Raw genomic sequence first — 17,399 nt, 5'->3', positions numbered from 1 at the left:
CAGGCCGTGGCCGCCGGGCGGCGCCCCGCGCTGCCGCCGGTGCCCACCTCCTTCCCGGCCTGGGCCGCCGACCTGCCGCGCCTCGCCGCCCGGCGACGGTCCGAACTCCCTCTGTGGAGCGAGATGTTGGCGGGCTCGGACGGGTTGCCGGGCGGCCGGGCCGACGGGCCCGTCACCGACACCGTGGGCGCGGCCCGGCACCGCGTCGTGGTGCTGCCACCGGAGACCACCGGCCCGCTGCTGACCACCGCGACCGAGCGGTACCGCGCCGGGGTCGGCGACCTGTTGCTGACCGCGCTGGCCATCGCTGTCGGCGCGTGGGGCGGCGCCGCGCGGGCCCGGTTCCTGGTGCACGTCGAGGGTCACGGCCGCGAGGAGCACATCAGCCCGGGCGCCGACCTCTCGCGCACCGTCGGCTGGTTCACCAGCCTCTACCCGGTCCTGCTGGACGCCCCCGTCACCGGCCCCGTCGGCGAGGCGGTGCGCCGCGTACGCGAGGCGACGGCCGCCATCCCCGACAGCGGCATCGGCTACGGGCTGCTGCGCCACCTCGACCCCGAGGGGCGGGCCGCGCTCCGCGAGGCCCCCACGCCACGGATCGCCTTCAACTACCTGGGCCGCTTCGCCGCCGCGTCCGACGACCGGCCCTGGTCGGCGGCGCCCGAGGCCGGCGTGCTCGGCGGCGCCATCGACGGCGCACTGGCGATGGCCCACCCGCTGGAGCTGAACGCCGTCACCCGGGAGACCCCGGGCGGACCCGCCCTGCACACCCGGCTCACCTGGGCGCCCAGCTCGCTGACCGAGGCCGAGGTGACCGAACTCGGCGCGCTGTGGCTCGCCGCCCTGACCCGCCTGGCCCACGGCGACCCGGCCGACCAGAGGGACCCGAACGACCCAGCCGACCCAGCCGACCCAGCCGATCCGGCCGATCCGGCCGACCAGCACCCGCACGACAGCGCCGAGCCGCCGCGGCCCGCGAGCGCGCGGCCGACGCCGGCCGAGCCGCGGCCGGCGCCGGCCGAGCCGCGGCCGGCGCCCGCACCCGAGCGCGGGCCCGCCGGGCCGCCGCTCTCCCCGCTCAGCCCAGAACAGAGCGCCCTGCTCCAAGCACGATGGAGGAACCGGTGAGTGAGCACGACGGCCTGGACGACATCCTTCCGCTGTCCCCGTTGCAGGAGGGCCTGCTGTTCCACTCCGCGTTCGACGCGCGGGCCCTGGACGTCTACACCCTGCAGCTCGCCTTCGACCTGCGCGGCCCCGTCGACGGCCGGGCCCTGCGCGCGGCCGGCCAGAGCCTGCTGCGCCGGCACGCCAACCTGCGCGCCGCCTTCCTCCAGGACGGCCTGGACCGCGCCGTCCAGGTCATCCCGCACCACTGCGAACTGCCCTGGTACGAGCACGACCTGTCGGCGTACCCGGCGGCCGAGCGAGAGAGCGAACTCGCCCGGCTGACCGCGGCCGACCGGGCCCGCCGCTTCGACCTGACCGAGCCGCCGCTGCTGCGACTCACCCTGATCAAGCTCGACGACCAGGCGTGGCACCTGCTGCTGTGCGCCCACCACATCCTCATCGACGGCTGGTCGGTGCCGCTGCTCGGCAAGGAGCTGTTCGCCTGCTACGCGGCCGGCGGCTCGGACAGCGCGCTCCCGCCGGTCCGCCCCTACCGGGACTTCCTGGCCCACCTCGCGGGACAGGACGACGCGGCGGCCGAGGCCGCCTGGCGCGCCGCGCTCGCCGGCCTCGACGAGCCGACGCTGCTGGTCCCCGGGCCCTTCGCCGGCGTACCCGAACTGCCCCACCAACTCGACCTCACCCTCCCCGAGGGCACCGGCGCCGGGCTCGCCGCGCTGGCCAGCGCGCAGGGCCTGACCACCAGCACGCTCTACCAGGCCGCCTGGGGCGCCACGTTGGCCCGGCACACCGGCCGCCCCGACGTCGCCTTCGGCACCACCGTCTCCGGCCGCCCCGCCGAACTCGACGGCGCCGACGCCATGATCGGCCTGTTCATCAACACCCTGCCGGTGGTGGTGCACGCGCCCAGCGCCCGCGCGCTGACCGACGTGGCCCACACCCTCCAGCGCGACCAGGCCCGCCTCCTGGACCACCAGCACATCGGCCTGGCCCGCATCCAACAGGCGGCCGGTATCGGCGAACTCTTCGACACGCTCCTGGTGGTGGAGAACTTCGCGGTCGACTCCGACGGGCTGGCCGCCGCCCAGGCCGCGGGCGGCGTACGGGTCGCCTCCGTACGCGGCGAGGACGCCACCCACTACCCGGTCACCGTCGTCGTCCACCCGGGACCGAACCCGCGCGTCGCGCTGCGCTACCGCCCCGACCAGCTCACCGCCGAGCGGGCGCGGGCACTGGGTGCGGCGTACGCGCGCATGCTCGGCGCCTACGCGCGCGCCGCGGACCGCCCGGTGGGCTCCGTCGAACTCCTCGCCCCGCACGAGCGCCGCCGCGCCCTGTCCGACGGCGCCCCGCTGACCACCGAAGCCCCGGCGGACGACGACACCCTCACCGCCCGCTTCGCCCGCGCCGCCCGCCGCGATCCCGACGCCACCGCCGTCACACACGGCACCACCCACCTCAGCTACCGCGAACTCGACGCCCGCTCGGACCAGTTGGCGGCGCTGCTGCGCGAGCACGGCGCGGCCCCCGGCGAGCTGGTCGCGCTCGCCCTCCCGCCGTCCACGGACCAGGTCGCCGCCGTGCTGGCCGTACTCAAGACGGGCGCCGGCTACCTGCCGCTGGTCGCCGACGGTCCCGCCGACCGCACCGCCACCGTGCTCCGCGACGCGGCCCCCGTCGCGCTGCTGACCCGTGGCGAGACGTTCCCGCAGGAGCCCGGCGGCGTGCCGCGCGTCGCCCTGGACGCCCCGCACACCGCCGCGCGCCTCGCCGAGCTGGCCGGCGCGCCGGCCCCCGCGCCCCGGCTGACCGCCGCCCACACCGCGTACGTCATCTACACCTCGGGCTCCACCGGCGCCCCCAAGGGCGTCGTCGTCCCGCACGGCAACGTGCTGCGGCTCTTCGACGCCACCCGCGAACTCTTCGCGTTCGACCACGCCGACGTGTGGACCCTCTTCCACTCCTACGCCTTCGACTTCTCCGTCTGGGAACTCTTCGGCGCCCTGCTGCACGGCGGGCGGCTGGTCGTCGTGGACCCGGCCACCACACGCGCGCCGGAGGAGTTCCGCGCCCTGCTCGCCGCCGAGCGGGTCACCGTCCTCAACCAGACCCCGTCGGCGTTCTACCAACTCGCCGAGGTCGAGTGCGCCGCTCCGGCCGACGCCGCGCCGCTCACCCTGCGCACCGTCGTCTTCGGCGGCGAGGCCCTGGAGCCACCCCGCCTCGCGCCGTGGCAGGCCCGGTACGGCGCGGACGGCCCCGAACTCGTCAACATGTACGGGATCACCGAGACCACGGTGCATGTCACGCAGCACGTTCTTGAGGCCGAGCCTGCCGAGGCCGGAAGGGCTTCCGAGCTTGCCGGGGCCGGGGAGGCTGCCGAGGCCGGGGAGAGCGCCGAACACGCTGGGGGAGCTGCCTCGCGACCGCTCAGCCCCGTCGGCCGGCCCATCGACGACCTCGGCGTCTACGTGTTGGACTCCGCGCTGCGGCCCGTCGCCCCCGGCCACCCGGGAGAGCTTTACGTCGCCGGGCCCGGGCTCGCCCGCGGCTACCTGGGGCGGCACGCGCTGACCGCGACCCGCTTCGTGGCCGACCCGTTCGGCCCGCCGGGCGCCCGCATGTACCGCAGCGGCGACCTGGCCCGCTGGAGCGACGACGGCGAACTCGACTACCTGGGCCGGGCCGACGAACAGGTGCAGATCCGCGGGTTCCGCGTCGAGCCCGGTGAAGCCCGCGCCGCGCTCGCCGCCGACCCAGAGGTCGCCGACGCCGTCGTGCTGGCCCGCCCCGGGCCCGATGGCGGCACCCGCCTGATCGGCTACGTGCGCCCCGCCACCGACCACCTGGAGGTGGACCGGCTGCGCGCCCGCGTCGCCGACCGGCTGCCCGGCTACCTGGTGCCGGCGGCCGTCGTGCGCGTCGAGCGGTGGCCGCTGACCGGCAACGGCAAGCTCGACCGGCGGGCGCTGCCCGAGCCCGAGCGGGCCGGGGCGCGCGCCGGGCGCACTCCGCGCACCCCGCAGGAGGAGATCGTCGCCGGCCTCTTCCGCGATCTGCTCGACGTCCCGCACGTCGGCGTGGACGAGGACTTCTTCGCCCTCGGCGGGCACTCGCTGCTCGCCACCCGACTCGCCTCCCGGGTACGGGCCGCCCTGGACGCCGACGTGTCGGTGCGCGACGTGTTCGAGGCGCCCACCGTCGAGGGGCTCGCCCGCCGCGCCGAGCCCGGCAGCTCCCGCCGCGCGCCGCTGGTGCCGCGCCCGCGCCCGGAGCGGGTGCCGCTCTCGCCGGCCCAGCGCCGGCTGTGGTTCCTGCACCAGTTGCACGGCCCGAACGCCACGTACAACATCCCCTTCGTCGCCCGGCTGACCGGGCCGCTGGACGTGCCAGCGCTGCGCGCCGCGGTGCGCGACGTGCTTGAGCGGCACGAGAGCCTGCGCACCGTCTTCCCGGCCGCGGACGAGCGGCCCCACCAGGCGGTCGTGCCGCTCGCCGAGATCGGCGAGGTGCTGCCGGTGCGCGCGGTCGCGCCGGGGCTCCTGGAGCGCGAGTTGGCCCAGCTCACCGGCGCCGCCTTCGACGTGGAGCGGGAGATACCGCTGCGCGCCACGCTGCTCGCCCTCGGCGCCGAGCAGCACGTCATCGCCCTCGTCGTGCACCACATCGCCGCCGACCAGTGGTCGGCCCGCCCGCTCCTCACCGACCTGGCCACCGCCTACGCCGCCCGCCGCGAGGGCGCCGCGCCCGCCTGGGCCCCGCTCCCGGTCAGCTACGCCGACTTCACCCTCTGGCAGCGCGAGGTGCTCGGCTGGGCCGAGGACGGGGCGCTGCCCGGCGGCCCCCTCGAAGCGCAGGTCGCCTACTGGCGTACCCAACTCGCCGAGCTGCCCGACGAGTTGGTCCTGCCCACCGACCGGCCCCGGCCGTCCCAGCCCAGCTACCGGGGCGGCTTCGTGCGCTTCAGGGTCCCCGCCGCCACCCACCGGGCCCTGCGCGAGGTGGCCGGCGCCGCCTCCGGGTCGCTGTTCATGGCCGCCCACGCCGGGCTCGCCGCCCTGCTGACCAAGGTCGGCGCCGGCACCGACGTGGTCGTCGGCACCCCCGTCGCCGGCCGCGCCGACGCCGCCCTGGACGACCTGGTCGGCTTCTTCGTCAACAACCTGGTGCTGCGCACCGACACCTCGGGCGACCCCACGTTCCGCACGCTCGTCGACCGCGTCCGGGCCGTGGACCTGGCCGCCTACGCCCACGCCGATGTGCCCTTCGAGCACCTGGTGGACGTGGTGAGCCCGCACCGCTCGCTGGCCCGGCACCCGCTGTTCCAGACCATGCTGGCCTACGAGAACCGGTCCGCCGCCGAGATCGGGCTGCCCGGCGTGCGGACCACGGCCGTGCCCGCGCTCGGCGAGGCCGCCAAGTTCGACCTGACGTTCACGCTCGCCGAACGGGCCGGCGCCGACGGCATCGACGGCATTCTCGAATACGCCACCGACCTCTTCGACCGGCCCACGGCGGAGGCGCTCGCCGACCGCCTGGTGCGCCTGCTGACCGCCGCGGCGCACGAGCCCGACGTCCCGCTGCACCGACTCGACGTGCTCTCGGCCGCCGAGCGCGCGGCGCTGACCGGCGCGGCGCCGGCCGCGCCCGCGCGCCGGTCGGCCGCCACCGGGCCCGCCGCGCGCGGCCCCGCCCTGCCCGCCGGCGGTCCGGCGACCTTCCCCGCGCTGTTCGCCGCGCGCGTCGCGGCGGACGGCGCCGCGCCCGCCGTCGCCGGCCCCTCCGCGCTCACCGGCGACCACCTCGCCCTCACTTACCGCGCGTTGGACGACGCGGCGAGCCGGCTCGCCCACGCCCTCATCGCGCACGGCGTACGGCCCGACGACCGGGTGGCGGTCGCCCTGCCGCGCACCGTCGAGGCCGTCACCGCGCTGCTCGCCGTGCACAAGGCGGGCGCCGTCTACCTGCCCGTCGACCCCGACTACCCCGCCGAGAGGGTGCGGTTCACGCTCACCGACGCCGCGCCGACCCTGATTCTCGTCGCGCCCGGCCACCACCCGCCGACCCCCGCCGGGCTGCCCACACTGGCCCTGCCCGCCACGCCCACCGACCCCGAGCCGACCACCGACCCCGGAACGTGGCGGGCGCTGCGCCCCGACTCGGCGGCGTACGTCATCTACACCTCCGGCTCCACCGGCCGCCCCAAGGGCGTCGTCGTCACGCACGCGGGGCTGCCCGCCCTCGCCGACACCGTCATCGACGGCTTCGGCGCCGGGCCCGGCTCCCGGGTCCTCCAGTTCGCCTCGCTGAGCTTCGACACCTCCCTGTGGGAGATCGTCATGGCGCTGCTGTCCGGCGGCTGCCTGGAGATCGTCCCCGCCGAGCGGCGACTCGGCGAGCCCCTGGCGCGGTTCGTCGCCGAGCGCCGGATCACCCACCTGACCGTGCCGCCCGCGGTGCTCGCCGCCCTCCCCGAGCGGGCCGTCGCGCCCGGCACCACCGTGATCGTCGCCGGCGAGGCGTGCGCGCCCGAACTCGTGCGCGCCTGGGCGCCGCACACGGCGATGTTCAACTCGTACGGGCCGACCGAGACCACCGTGGACGCGACGCTGTGGCGCTGCGACCCGGGCGCCCTGCGCGGCGGCCCGGTGCCGGTGGGCCGGCCCGTCACCGAGACGGCCACCTACGTGCTCGACGCCGCCCTGCAACCCGTGCCCCCCGGCACCCCCGGCGAGCTGTACGTCGCCGGCACCGGCCTCGCCCGTGGCTACCACGCGCGCCCCGGCCTGACCGCGCAGCGCTTCGTCGCCGACCCGTACGGCCCGCCAGGCGCCCGCATGTACCGCACCGGCGACCTGGCCCGCTGGACCACGGCCGGTGTCCTGGAGTACCTGGGCCGCGCGGACGACCAGGTCAAGCTGCGCGGGTTCCGTATCGAACTGGGCGAGGTCGAGGCGGCGCTCGGCGCGCTGCCCGGCGTACGGCAGGCCGCCGTGCTGCTCCGCGAGGACCAGCCAGGACGGCCGCTGCTGGTCGGCTACCTGGTGGCCGACCGGGGCAGCGGCGGCCCGCTGGACAGCGCCGCGCTCCAGGCGGCGCTGGCCCGGACGCTGCCCGACTACCTGGTCCCGGCCGTCCTGGTGGAGCTGGACGCCTTCCCGCTCAGCCCGAACGGCAAGGTGGACCGCGCGGCGCTGCCCGCGCCCGTCGCGACCGCCACCGACGAGCGGTCACTCGACGGCACCGCCGCCACGCTGGCCGCCCTCTTCGGCGAAGTGCTCGGCCGCGCGCCGGCGGGCGGTGACGACAGCTTCTTCGCCATCGGCGGCGACAGCATCTCCTCCATCCAACTCGTCAGCCGCGCCCGGGCGGCGGGCCTCGCCCTGAGCGCCCGACAGATCTTCGAGCACCGCACCCCGCGAGCGCTGGCCGCCGTGGTCGGCCCCCTTGGCGACGCCGCGCCCGCCGCGGCGGGCGCCCGCGAGGGCGGCACCGTGCCGCTGACCCCGCTCATGCACTGGCTCGCCGGCCGGCCCGCCGCCTGGCGCACCTTCCACCAGTCCATGCTGGTCCGCGTCCCCGGCACGCTCACCGAGCCGGCCCTCGCCGCCGCCCTGGGCGAACTGGTCGCCACCCACGGCATGCTGCGCGCCACCGTGGTCCGCGACGCCACCGGCGCACCCGCCCTCACGGCCGACCGGCCCACCGACGCGGAGGCGGGCGCCGCCCCCGCCACGTACCGACTGACCGTCGTGGACGCGGCCGACGCCGGCCCCGAGCGGCTGCGCGCCCAGGTCGCCGAGCACTCGGCCGCCGCCGTCGAACGGTTGGACCCGGAGCGGGGCCGGCTGGTCGAGGCGGTGTGGTTCGACGCCGGCCACGGCGAGAGCGGAAGGCTGCTGCTGACCATCCACCACCTGGTCGTGGACGGCGTCTCCTGGCGCGTCCTGCTCGCCGACCTCGCGACCCTCCTCGGCGACCACCCGGGCGACGGCACCGGGCCGCGCGCCACGACCACCGGCGCGCCCCGCACGCTGGAGGCCCCCGGCACCTCCTTCGGCCACTGGGCCAGGGAACTGCGCGCCGGCGCGGGCCGGCACGAGGACGAGCGCGCGCACTGGGAGGCGACCCTGGCCGGCGCCGAACCCCCGCTGGGCACGCGGCCCCTGGACCCGGTGACCGACACCGCCGCCGGTTGCCGCACGCTGCGCACCGTCCTCGCGCCCGAACTGGCCGGCCCGCTGCTCGGCGAGGTGCCCGCCGCCTTCCACGCCAGTCCCGAGGACGTGCTGCTCGCCGCCCTCGCCCTGGCCGTGGTCGCGGAACGGGAGGCCACGGACGGCGATGACACCGACTCCCTCCTCATCGACCTGGAGTCGCACGGCCGCCACGAGGAACTGGTCGAGGGCGCCGAACTCTCCCGCACGGTCGGCTGGTTCACCACCCAGTACCCGGTCCGCGTCGCCCCCGGCGGGGCCGGTACCGCCGCCGCGGTCAAGCGGGTGAAGGAACAACTGCGCGCGGTGCCGCGCCAGGGCACCGGCTACGGGCTGCTGTACGCGCAGGCCCCCAGCGGCGCCCAGGTCGCCTTCAACTACCTGGGCCGCTTCGACGGCGCCGCGCCCGGCGGCGACCCGGTCGCCGGAAGCTGGACGCCGGCCCCCGAGTCCGACGCCGTCACCGCCCCCACCGACCCCCGCCTCCCCGCCGACCACGCGCTGGACGTGCACGCCTCGGCCGTCGGTGGACCACACGGCCCGAGCCTGACCGTCCGCTGGACCTACCCGCCGGGCCCGCTGGACGCCGAGCGGGTACGCCGTATCGCCGACCGCTTCACCGCGACGCTGCGCGAGCTGGCCGAGCACGCGGGCCACGGCGCGTACGGCGGGCACACCCCCTCCGACTTCCCGCTGGTCAGCCTCGACCAGGCGCAAATCGACGAGTTGGAGCGGGCCCACCCGGACCTGGCGGACGTGCTGCCGCTGTCGCCGCTCCAACAGGGCCTGGCCTACCACGCGCTCGCCGACACCAGCGCCCTCGACGTCTACGTCGTCCAACTCGACCTGGAGCTGACCGGGGCGCTGGACGCGGACCGGTTGCGCCAGGCCGCGCAGGCCGTCGTGGACCGGCACGCGAGCCTGCGCGCCGGGTTCCGACAGCTCGGCGACGGCACCCTGGTGCGCTACACGACGGCGACCGCGCCCGTGGCCTGGCGCCAGCGCGATCTGCGGGCCGAGCCCGACCCGCTCGCCGCGCTCGCCCAGCTCACCGAGGCCGACCGCGTCGAACGCTTCGACCTGGACCGGCCGCCACTGCTGCGCTTCACGCTGGCCCAGATCGCCCCCGACCGGCACCGCCTGCTGTTCACCAGCCACCACCTGCTGATGGACGGCTGGTCGGCGCCGCTGCTGCTGACCGACCTGTTCGCCGCGTACGCGCACCAGCCGCTGCCCACCCGCCGCCCGTACGCCGACTACCTGCGCTGGCTGGCCGGGCGCGACGAACAGGCGGCGCTGGCCGCCTGGCGGCGGGCGCTGGCCGGGTTCGAGCGGCCCACGCTCGTCGCGCCGGCGGGCGGCACGGGCGTGGCCGCCGTCCCCGGCGAGACGGAACTGACCCTGTCCCCGCGGGCGACGGCCGCCGTCGACGCCACGGCCCGGGCCGTCGGAGTCACCCTCAGCACCCTGGCGCAGACCGCCTGGGGCCTGGTGCTCGGCCAACTCACCGGCCGCGACGACGTGGTGTTCGGCAACGCCGTCTCCGGCCGGCCCCCCGAGCTGGCCGGCGTCGAGTCGATGATCGGCCTGTTCGTGAACACCGTGCCGGCGCGCGTACGGCTCACCCCGGGACGCCCGCTGCGCGAACTGGTCACCGAGGTGCACGCCGAGCAGGTCGCGCTCCTGGACCACCAGCACCTGGGCCTCGCCGACATCCAGCGGGCCACCGGGCACGGCGAACTCCTCGACACCATGATGGTGTTCGAGAACTACCCCTTCGACGACGAGGCCCTCAGCGGCAGCGAGCGCGCCGCCGGCCTCGCGGTGCGCGGCGTCGGCGGCCGGGACGCCACCCACTACCCGCTCACCCTCTCCGCCACCGCCCAGGCCGGCCGACTGCGGCTCGCTCTGAAGTACCGCACCGACTTCTGCGACGCCGACGCCGCGCGCGACATCACCCGCCGCGTGGCCGCCGCCATCGACCACCTGGCGCGCGCCCCCGAGGCCCCGGTGGGCTCCGTGGACACCGCCGACCCGCACCGCCCGCCGCGCTGGCGGCTGACCGGCGCCCCGGCCCGCCCGCTGCCGGCCCTCGCCCAGGCGTCACCGGTCACCCCGTGTGACGCGAGCGGAACGGGCATCGCCGCCGCGTTCGCCGCCCAGGCCGCGGCGACCCCCGACGCCACCGCCGTGCGGCGCGCGGACGGCACCGGCCGGCTCAGCTACGCCGAACTCGCCGCCCGCGCCTCCCGCCAGGCCGAGCGGTTGCGCGCGGCCGGCGCGGGCCCGGAGGCCGTGGTCGGCGTGTTGCTGCCGCGCTCGCCCGAACTGGTCACCAGCCTCCTCGCGGTGGCCTGGGCCGGCGCCGGCTACCTGCCGCTGCACCCGAGCTGGCCGGCCGAGCGCTGCCGGGCCGTGCTCGCCGCCGCCGGGGCCATCGCCCTGGTCGCCGCGGCCGACGACGCCCGGGCGGCCGAGGCCGCGGGCGCGCTCCCGATCCTGCCCCCGCCGCCGGCCGGCCCGGCGCCCGGCGTCGTCGGCGCCCCGTGGCAGCCGCCCGCGCCCGCGCATCCCGGGCAACTCGCCTACGTCATGTACACCTCCGGCTCCACGGGGGCGCCCAAGGGCGTGGCCGTGGAGCAGGCGGCCGTGCTGGCGCTGGCGGCCGACACCCGCTGGGACGGCGCGGCGCACCGCGCCGTGCTGCTGCACTCCCCGCACTCCTTCGACGCCGCCACGTACGAGCTGTGGGTGCCGCTGCTGCGCGGAGGCGAGGTGGTCGTGGCGCCCGAAGGCGACACCGCCCCGGCCGCCTGGCGCTCCCTGTTGCCCGCCAGCGGCGCCACCGCGCTGTGGCTGACCGCGGGCCTGTTCGCGCTCCTCGCCCACGAGACACCGGAGGCGTTCCACGGCCTGCGCGAGGTCTGGACGGGCGGCGACGTCGTCTCGCCCGCCGCCGTACGGGCCGTGCGCGCCGCCGCGCCGCACCTGCGGATCGTCAACGGCTACGGCCCCACCGAGACCACCACCTTCGCCACGTCGAGCCAGCTCACCACCGGGCACGCCGGGCGAGACGAGCACCCCGGGAGCGCCGAGCCCGGCACCGCCGAATCCGCCACCGCCGAGCCCGCCACCGCCGACCCCGACACCGTCGAGGCCGACACCATCGAGGCCGACGCGGCGCTGCCGATCGGCACCCCGCTGGACGGGATGACCGCCAGCGTCCTGGACGGGGCGCTGCGGCCGGTGCCGGACGGCGTGCCCGGCGAGCTGTACCTCGGCGGCACCGGACTGGCCCGTGGCTACGTGGGCCAACCCGGGCTGACCGCCGAGCGGTTCGTCGCCGACCCCGCGGGCCCGCCCGGCGCGCGCCTCTACCGCACCGGCGACGTGGTGCGGGTGCGCGTCGACGGGCGGCTCGACTTCGTCGGTCGCGCCGACGACCAGGTCAAGCTGCGCGGCTACCGCGTCGAACCCGGCGAGACCGAGGCCGCGCTGCGGGCCCTGCCCGAGGTCGCGGACGCCGCCGTCGTGGCCCGCACCGACCTGCCGGGGGGCCCGGCCCTGGTCGCGTACGTCGTGCCGGCCGTCGCGCGGGCCGGCCAGCCGACGGCCGACGCGGGCGCTGCCCCGGCCGGCGACGGCGAAGCCCTCGGCCGCGCGCTGCGCGAGCGGCTCGCGCGGACGCTGCCGGAGTACCTGGTGCCCACGGCCGTGGTCTGCCTGGAGCGGCTGCCGCTGACCGCCAACGGCAAGCTGGACCGGGCCGCGCTGCCCGCCCCGCGACGGGCCACCGCCGTGCCCGCCGCGCCGCTCGGGCAGCGCGAGGAGTTGCTGTGTCGGCTGTTCGCCGACGCGCTCGGCGTCGAGTCCGTCGCCCCCGACCAGGACTTCTTCGCCGCCGGCGGGCACTCGCTGTCGGCGATGCGGCTGGTGGGCACCGTACGGGCGGCGCTGCACGTCTCGCTCGCGGTGCGTGACCTCTTCACCGCCCGCACCCCCGCCGCCACCGCCGCGCTGCTGCGGCCCGCGACGCACCAGCGGGCGCCGCTGGTGGCGGGCCCGCGCCCGGCCGAGCTGCCGCTGTCCCCGGCCCAGCGCCGACTGTGGTTCCTCGACCGGCTCGACACGGGGACCGCGGCGTACAACGTGCCCATCGCGCTGCGGCTGACCGGGCGCGTGGAGCTGCCCGCGCTGCGCGCCGCCCTGCACGACCTGGTGGTGCGGCACGAGGCGCTGCGCACCGTCTTCCCGGACACCGAGGGCGTGCCGCGCCAGCACGTCGTGCCCGCCGACCAGGCCCGGGTGGAGGTCGAACTCGTCACCACGCCCCCGTCGGACGGCGCCGCGCTGGACACCGCGCTGCACGCCGCCGCCGTACGCCCCTTCGACCTGACCCGCGACCTGCCGCTGCGCGCCACCGTGCTGCGCCCGCTCCCCGCCGCCACCGGCGCGCGCCTCGACGAGGCCGCCGCCGACACCGACACCGACGGTGACACCGAGGGCGACGTCCTGCTCCTGGTACTGCATCACATCGCGGGCGACGAGTGGTCCGTACGGCCCCTGCTCACCGATCTGAGCAGCGCCTACGCCGCCCGGGTGGCCGGGCACGCCCCGCGCTGGACGCCGCTGCCCGTGCAGTACGCCGACTACGCGCTGTGGCAGCGGGAGGTGCTCGGCGCCGAGGACGACCCGGACAGCGGCATCGGCCGGCAGACGGCGTACTGGCGCGAGCGGTTGGCCGGCGCGCCGGGCGAGCTGGCGCTGCCGCTGGACCGGCCGCGCGGCGACCACGCCGGGTACGACGGCGAGGTCGTGGAGTTCGCCGTCCCCGACGACGTGCGCCGTGGGCTGCGGGAGCTGGCCCGGCGCACCGGTGCCACGCCGTTCATGGTGGCGCACGCCGCGCTCGCCGCACTTCTGGAGCGCCTGGGCGCCGGGTGCGACCTGCCGATCGGCACGCTCATCGCGGGGCGCGACGAGCACGCGCTGCACGACCTCGTCGGCTTCTTCGTCAACACCCTGGTGCTGCGCACCGACGTGAGCGGCGACCCGACGCCGGGCGAGCTGGTGGAGCGCGTCAAGGCCGCCGACCTGGAAGCCTTCGACCACGCCCAGGTGCCCTTCGAGAAGCTGGTGGACGCGCTCGGCGCGGAACGCTCGCTGGCCCGGCACCCGCTGTTCCAGGTGATGCTGAACCACCAGACGCGCACTCCGGCCGGGCCGCGCCTGGCGGATCTGGACAGCGCGCCGGTCGCCGTGCACACCCGTACCGCCAAGTTCGACCTGACGTTCACGCTCGTCCAACACCCGGGCGCGGACGGGCCGTTGACCGGCGGCATCACCTACCGCACCGACCTGTTCGACGCGGCCACGGTGCGCCGGATCGCCACCCACTTCACCCGCGTGCTCGCCGCGTTCGCCACCCACCCGGACCGCCCCGTCACCGCGATCGACCTGCTGACGGGCGACGAACGGCACCGCGTGCTGCACCAGTGGAACGACACCGCGACCCGGGTGGCACCGGCCACCGTGCCGCAGGCGCTCGCCGAGGCGGCGGCCCGCACGCCCGAGGCGCCCGCCGTCATCGCCGACGACGGCACGCTCAGCCACCGCGAGCTGTACGAGCGGGCCGCCCGGCTCGCCCACGCGCTCGCGCGCCGGGGCGCCGGCCCGGACCGCCTCGTCGCGGTGCTGCTCCCGCGCTCGGCCCGCTCGGTGCTCGCCGCGCACGCCGTGCAGCACGCGGGCGCCGCCTACCTGCCGCTGGACCCCGCGCACCCCGTCGAACGGCTGGCCGCCCTGCTCGCCGACACCGCCCCGGCGGTGGTCCTCACCGACGCCGCCACCGCCGCGACGCTGGCCGGGGCGCTGCCCGCGCCCGGCGCCCGCACCGTGCTCCTGGACGACCCGGCGCTGGTCGCCGAGGTCGCCGCGCACCCGACCACGCCACCGGCCGCGACCCGCCCGCCGCACCCGCTGAACACCGCGTACGTGCTGCACACCTCGGGATCGACGGGCCGTCCCAAGGCGGTGGCCGTCCCGCACCGGGCGCTGGTCAACCGGCTGGTGTGGAACCAGCGGCGCTTCCCGCTCGGCCCCGGCGACCGGATGCTGCACAAGGCGGCGCCCGGGTTCGACGTGTCGGTGTGGGAACAGTTCGGGCCGCCGCTGGGCGGCGCGGCCCTCGTCGTCGCCCGCCCCGACGGCCACCTCGACCCGGCGTACCTGGCCGAGACGATCCGCACCCGGCGGATCACCGCCGCGCACTTCGTGCCCTCGATGCTCGCGCTCTTCGCCGCCGAGCCGGCCGCCGCCGACCTCGGCGGGCTGCGCTGGCTCTTCAGCGGCGGCGAGGCGCTGCCGGGCCAGTTGGCCGACGCCTGGTACCGGGACCGCGACGCGGCGCTGATCAACCAGTACGGGCCGACCGAGGCGGCCGTGGACGTGACCGCGCGCCGCGCCGAACCCGGCCAGCCAGGGACCGTGCCGCTCGGCGCGCCGGGCGACAACACCCGCGCCTACGTCCTGGACGCCGCGCTGCGCCCGGTGCCGGTCGGCGTGGTGGGGGAGCTGTACCTCGCCGGCGCCCAACTCGCCCGTGGCTACCTCGGCGAACCCGTGCGCACCGGCGAGCGGTTCGTCGCCGACCCGTTCGGCCCGCCCGGCACCCGGCTCTACCGCACCGGCGACCTGGCCCGCTGGAACGCGGCGGGCGAGCTGGAGTTCGCCGGCCGCGCCGACGACCAGGTCAAGCTGCGCGGCGTTCGGATCGAGCCGGCCGAGGTGCGCGCCGCGCTGCTCACCCACCCGGCCGTCGCCGACGCGGCCGTCATCGTCCGCGAGGACGCGCCGGGCGCCGCGCGCCTGGTCGGTTACGTCACCCCGGCCGGCGGGCCCGTGAACCCGGGCGACATCCCCGCCCTAGACGCCCCCGCCATCGACACCGCCGAGCTGTTGCGGCACGCCGCGACGCTGCTGCCGCCGGCGCTCGTCCCCGCCGACCTGGTGGGCGTCGACGCGTTCCCGCTCACCAGCAGCGGCAAGCTGGACCGCGCCGCGCTGCCCGCCCCCCGGCGGGCCGAGCCCGGCGCGCCGGCGCGGCCGAGCACCGACGCCGAACGGGTACTGGCCGACCTGGTGGCCACGCTCCTCGGGCTCGACGCGGTCGGCGCGCACGACAGCTTCTTCGCGCTCGGCGGCGACAGCATCTCCTCCATCCAACTCGTCAGCGCGGCCCGCCGCGCCGGACTGGTGATCACCCCGCGCCAGGTGTTCGAGCACCGCACCGTCGCCGCCCTGGCGCTGGTGGCCGAGCCCGCGCCGCGCGACGCGGCGGCCGAGCACGACGACGGCACCGGAACCGTGCCGCTCACCCCCGTCATGCACGCCATGTTCGAGCGCGGCGGCGACCCGCGCGCCTACAGCCAGTCGCTCCTGGTCACCCTGCCCGCCACGGTGGACCACGCGAGCCTGCGCACCGCCGTGCGGACGGTGCTCGACCACCACGGCATGCTGCGCGCCACCCTCCGGGCCACCGGCCCCGACGCGCCGCCACACGCCCCCTGGGCGCTTGAGGTTCCCGCGCCCGGCACGGTGGACGCCGCGCGGTGCCTGCGCCGGGTACGCGTCGCGCCCGACGATCCCGACGCGCTGCGCGCGGCCGTGCGCGCCGAGTCCCGCGTCGCCACCGAGGCGCTCGACCCCGAGCGCGGCCGGGTCTTCGCGGCCGTCTGGTTCGACCTCGGCCAGGCCACCCCCGGCCGGCTGCTGCTGCTCGCCCACCACCTGGTGGTCGACGCCGTCTCCTGGCGGGTGCTGCTGCCCGACCTGGCCCAGGCGTGGGAGGCCGCCAGCGCCGGGCGGACGCCGGAACTGCCACCGGTCGAGGTCTCCTTCCGTACCTGGGCCCGCGCCCTGGCCGCCCAGGCCCCGGAGCGCGCAGCCGAACTCCCGTACTGGCGCGAGGTGTTGGCCGCCCCCGACCCGGCCATCGGCGACCGGGAACTGGACCCGGCGCGCGACGTGCCCCAGACGGTGCGCCGGCTCGCGGTCACCGTGCCATCCGAGCTGGCCGAGCCGCTGCTGACCGAGGTACCGGCCGCCTTCCACTGCGGGGAGCAGGAGGTGCTGCTGGCGGCGCTGGCGATGGCCGTACGGCGGTGGCGGACCGGGCGCGACGCGGTCCTGGTGCTCCTGGAGGGCCACGGCCGCAGCGACGCGGTACTGCCAGGGGGCCACGAACCCGCCCGCACCGTCGGCTGGTTCACCAGCCTCTACCCGGTGCGGCTGACCGCCGACGGCGTCGGCCCGAGGGCCCCGTACGAGGACCCGGAGGCGGCCGGGCGACTGCTCAAGCACCTCAAGGAACAACTGCGCGCGGTGCCGGCCGGCGGGGTCGGCTTCGGCCAACTGCGCTACCTGGACCCGGCGGCCGGCGCCGAACTGGCCAAGGGACCGCGCCCGCAGATCAGCTTCAACTACCTGGGCCGCTTCGACGTGGGCCCCGCCGAGCCGGTGCCAACCCCCACGGGCGGGACGGAAACCGGCGCGGCTGGCGGGCACGGGCAGCCGTGGACCCCGGCCGCCGAGTCGGGCGCGCTGTGGCGGGAGGAGGCGACGGTCGGCGTGGACACCGCGCTCGACCTGAGCATCGCCGCGCTGCGCCGACCGACCGGCACCGAACTGTCGGTGACCTGGCACCACGCGAGCCTGCTGCTCGACGCGGCCCAGATCGCCGAGCTGAACCAGTGGTGGCGCGAGGCGCTCCAGGCCCTGCTCGACAGCGCGCGGGGCGGCACCACGGCCGGGCACACACCGTCCGACCTGGGACTGGTGTCCCTGAGCCAGGACGAGATCGACGAGTTCGAAGACGAGTGGAGGAATCTGTGAGCAGGGCGAGTTCGGGGCTTTTGGACATCCTGCCGTTGTCCCCCCTGCAAAAGGGCCTGTACTTCCTCTCGTCGTACGACGAGAGCGCGCTCGACGTCTACACCGTCCAACTCGGCTTCGACCTCGACGGGGAACTGGACACGGGGCGGCTGCGCGCCG

Annotated in this window: 3 protein-coding genes (2 of these 3 cut by a window edge); all 3 read left to right on the top strand. The window is 77.2% G+C overall.

Translation table 11 applies throughout. The features are described 5' to 3' along the window. Tightly spaced (each overlapping or abutting the next), the 3 genes in view from H7H31_RS02480 to H7H31_RS02470 form a layout consistent with a single transcriptional unit that may run on beyond the window. On the top strand, positions 1-1,128 hold the final stretch of the coding sequence (locus H7H31_RS02480) for a non-ribosomal peptide synthetase (RefSeq protein WP_187064253.1). It extends 16,659 nt beyond the left edge of the window; only the last 1,128 of its 17,787 coding nucleotides appear in the window; its start codon lies off the left edge, out of view; the stop codon is at positions 1,126-1,128. Further along, positions 1,125-17,240: a non-ribosomal peptide synthetase gene (locus tag H7H31_RS02475; protein ID WP_187117723.1), complete on the top strand. Its 16,116-nt coding sequence runs from the start codon at positions 1,125-1,127 to the stop codon at positions 17,238-17,240. The genes H7H31_RS02480 and H7H31_RS02475 overlap by 4 nt, the downstream gene beginning before the upstream one ends. Further along, positions 17,237-17,399 carry the start of a non-ribosomal peptide synthetase gene (locus H7H31_RS02470; RefSeq protein ID WP_187117722.1) on the top strand. The gene runs 17,180 nt beyond the window's last position, so the window shows 163 of its 17,343 coding nt (coding positions 1-163); it begins with the start codon at positions 17,237-17,239; its stop codon lies beyond the right edge, outside the window. The genes H7H31_RS02475 and H7H31_RS02470 overlap by 4 nt, the downstream gene beginning before the upstream one ends.

The sequence above is a fragment of the Streptomyces buecherae genome (genome assembly GCF_014295035.1).
Classification (GTDB): Bacteria; Actinomycetota; Actinomycetes; order Streptomycetales; family Streptomycetaceae; genus Streptomyces; species Streptomyces youssoufiensis.
The sequence above is the reverse complement of the archived record's forward strand: the minus strand, read 5'-3'. Positions and strand labels throughout refer to the sequence as shown.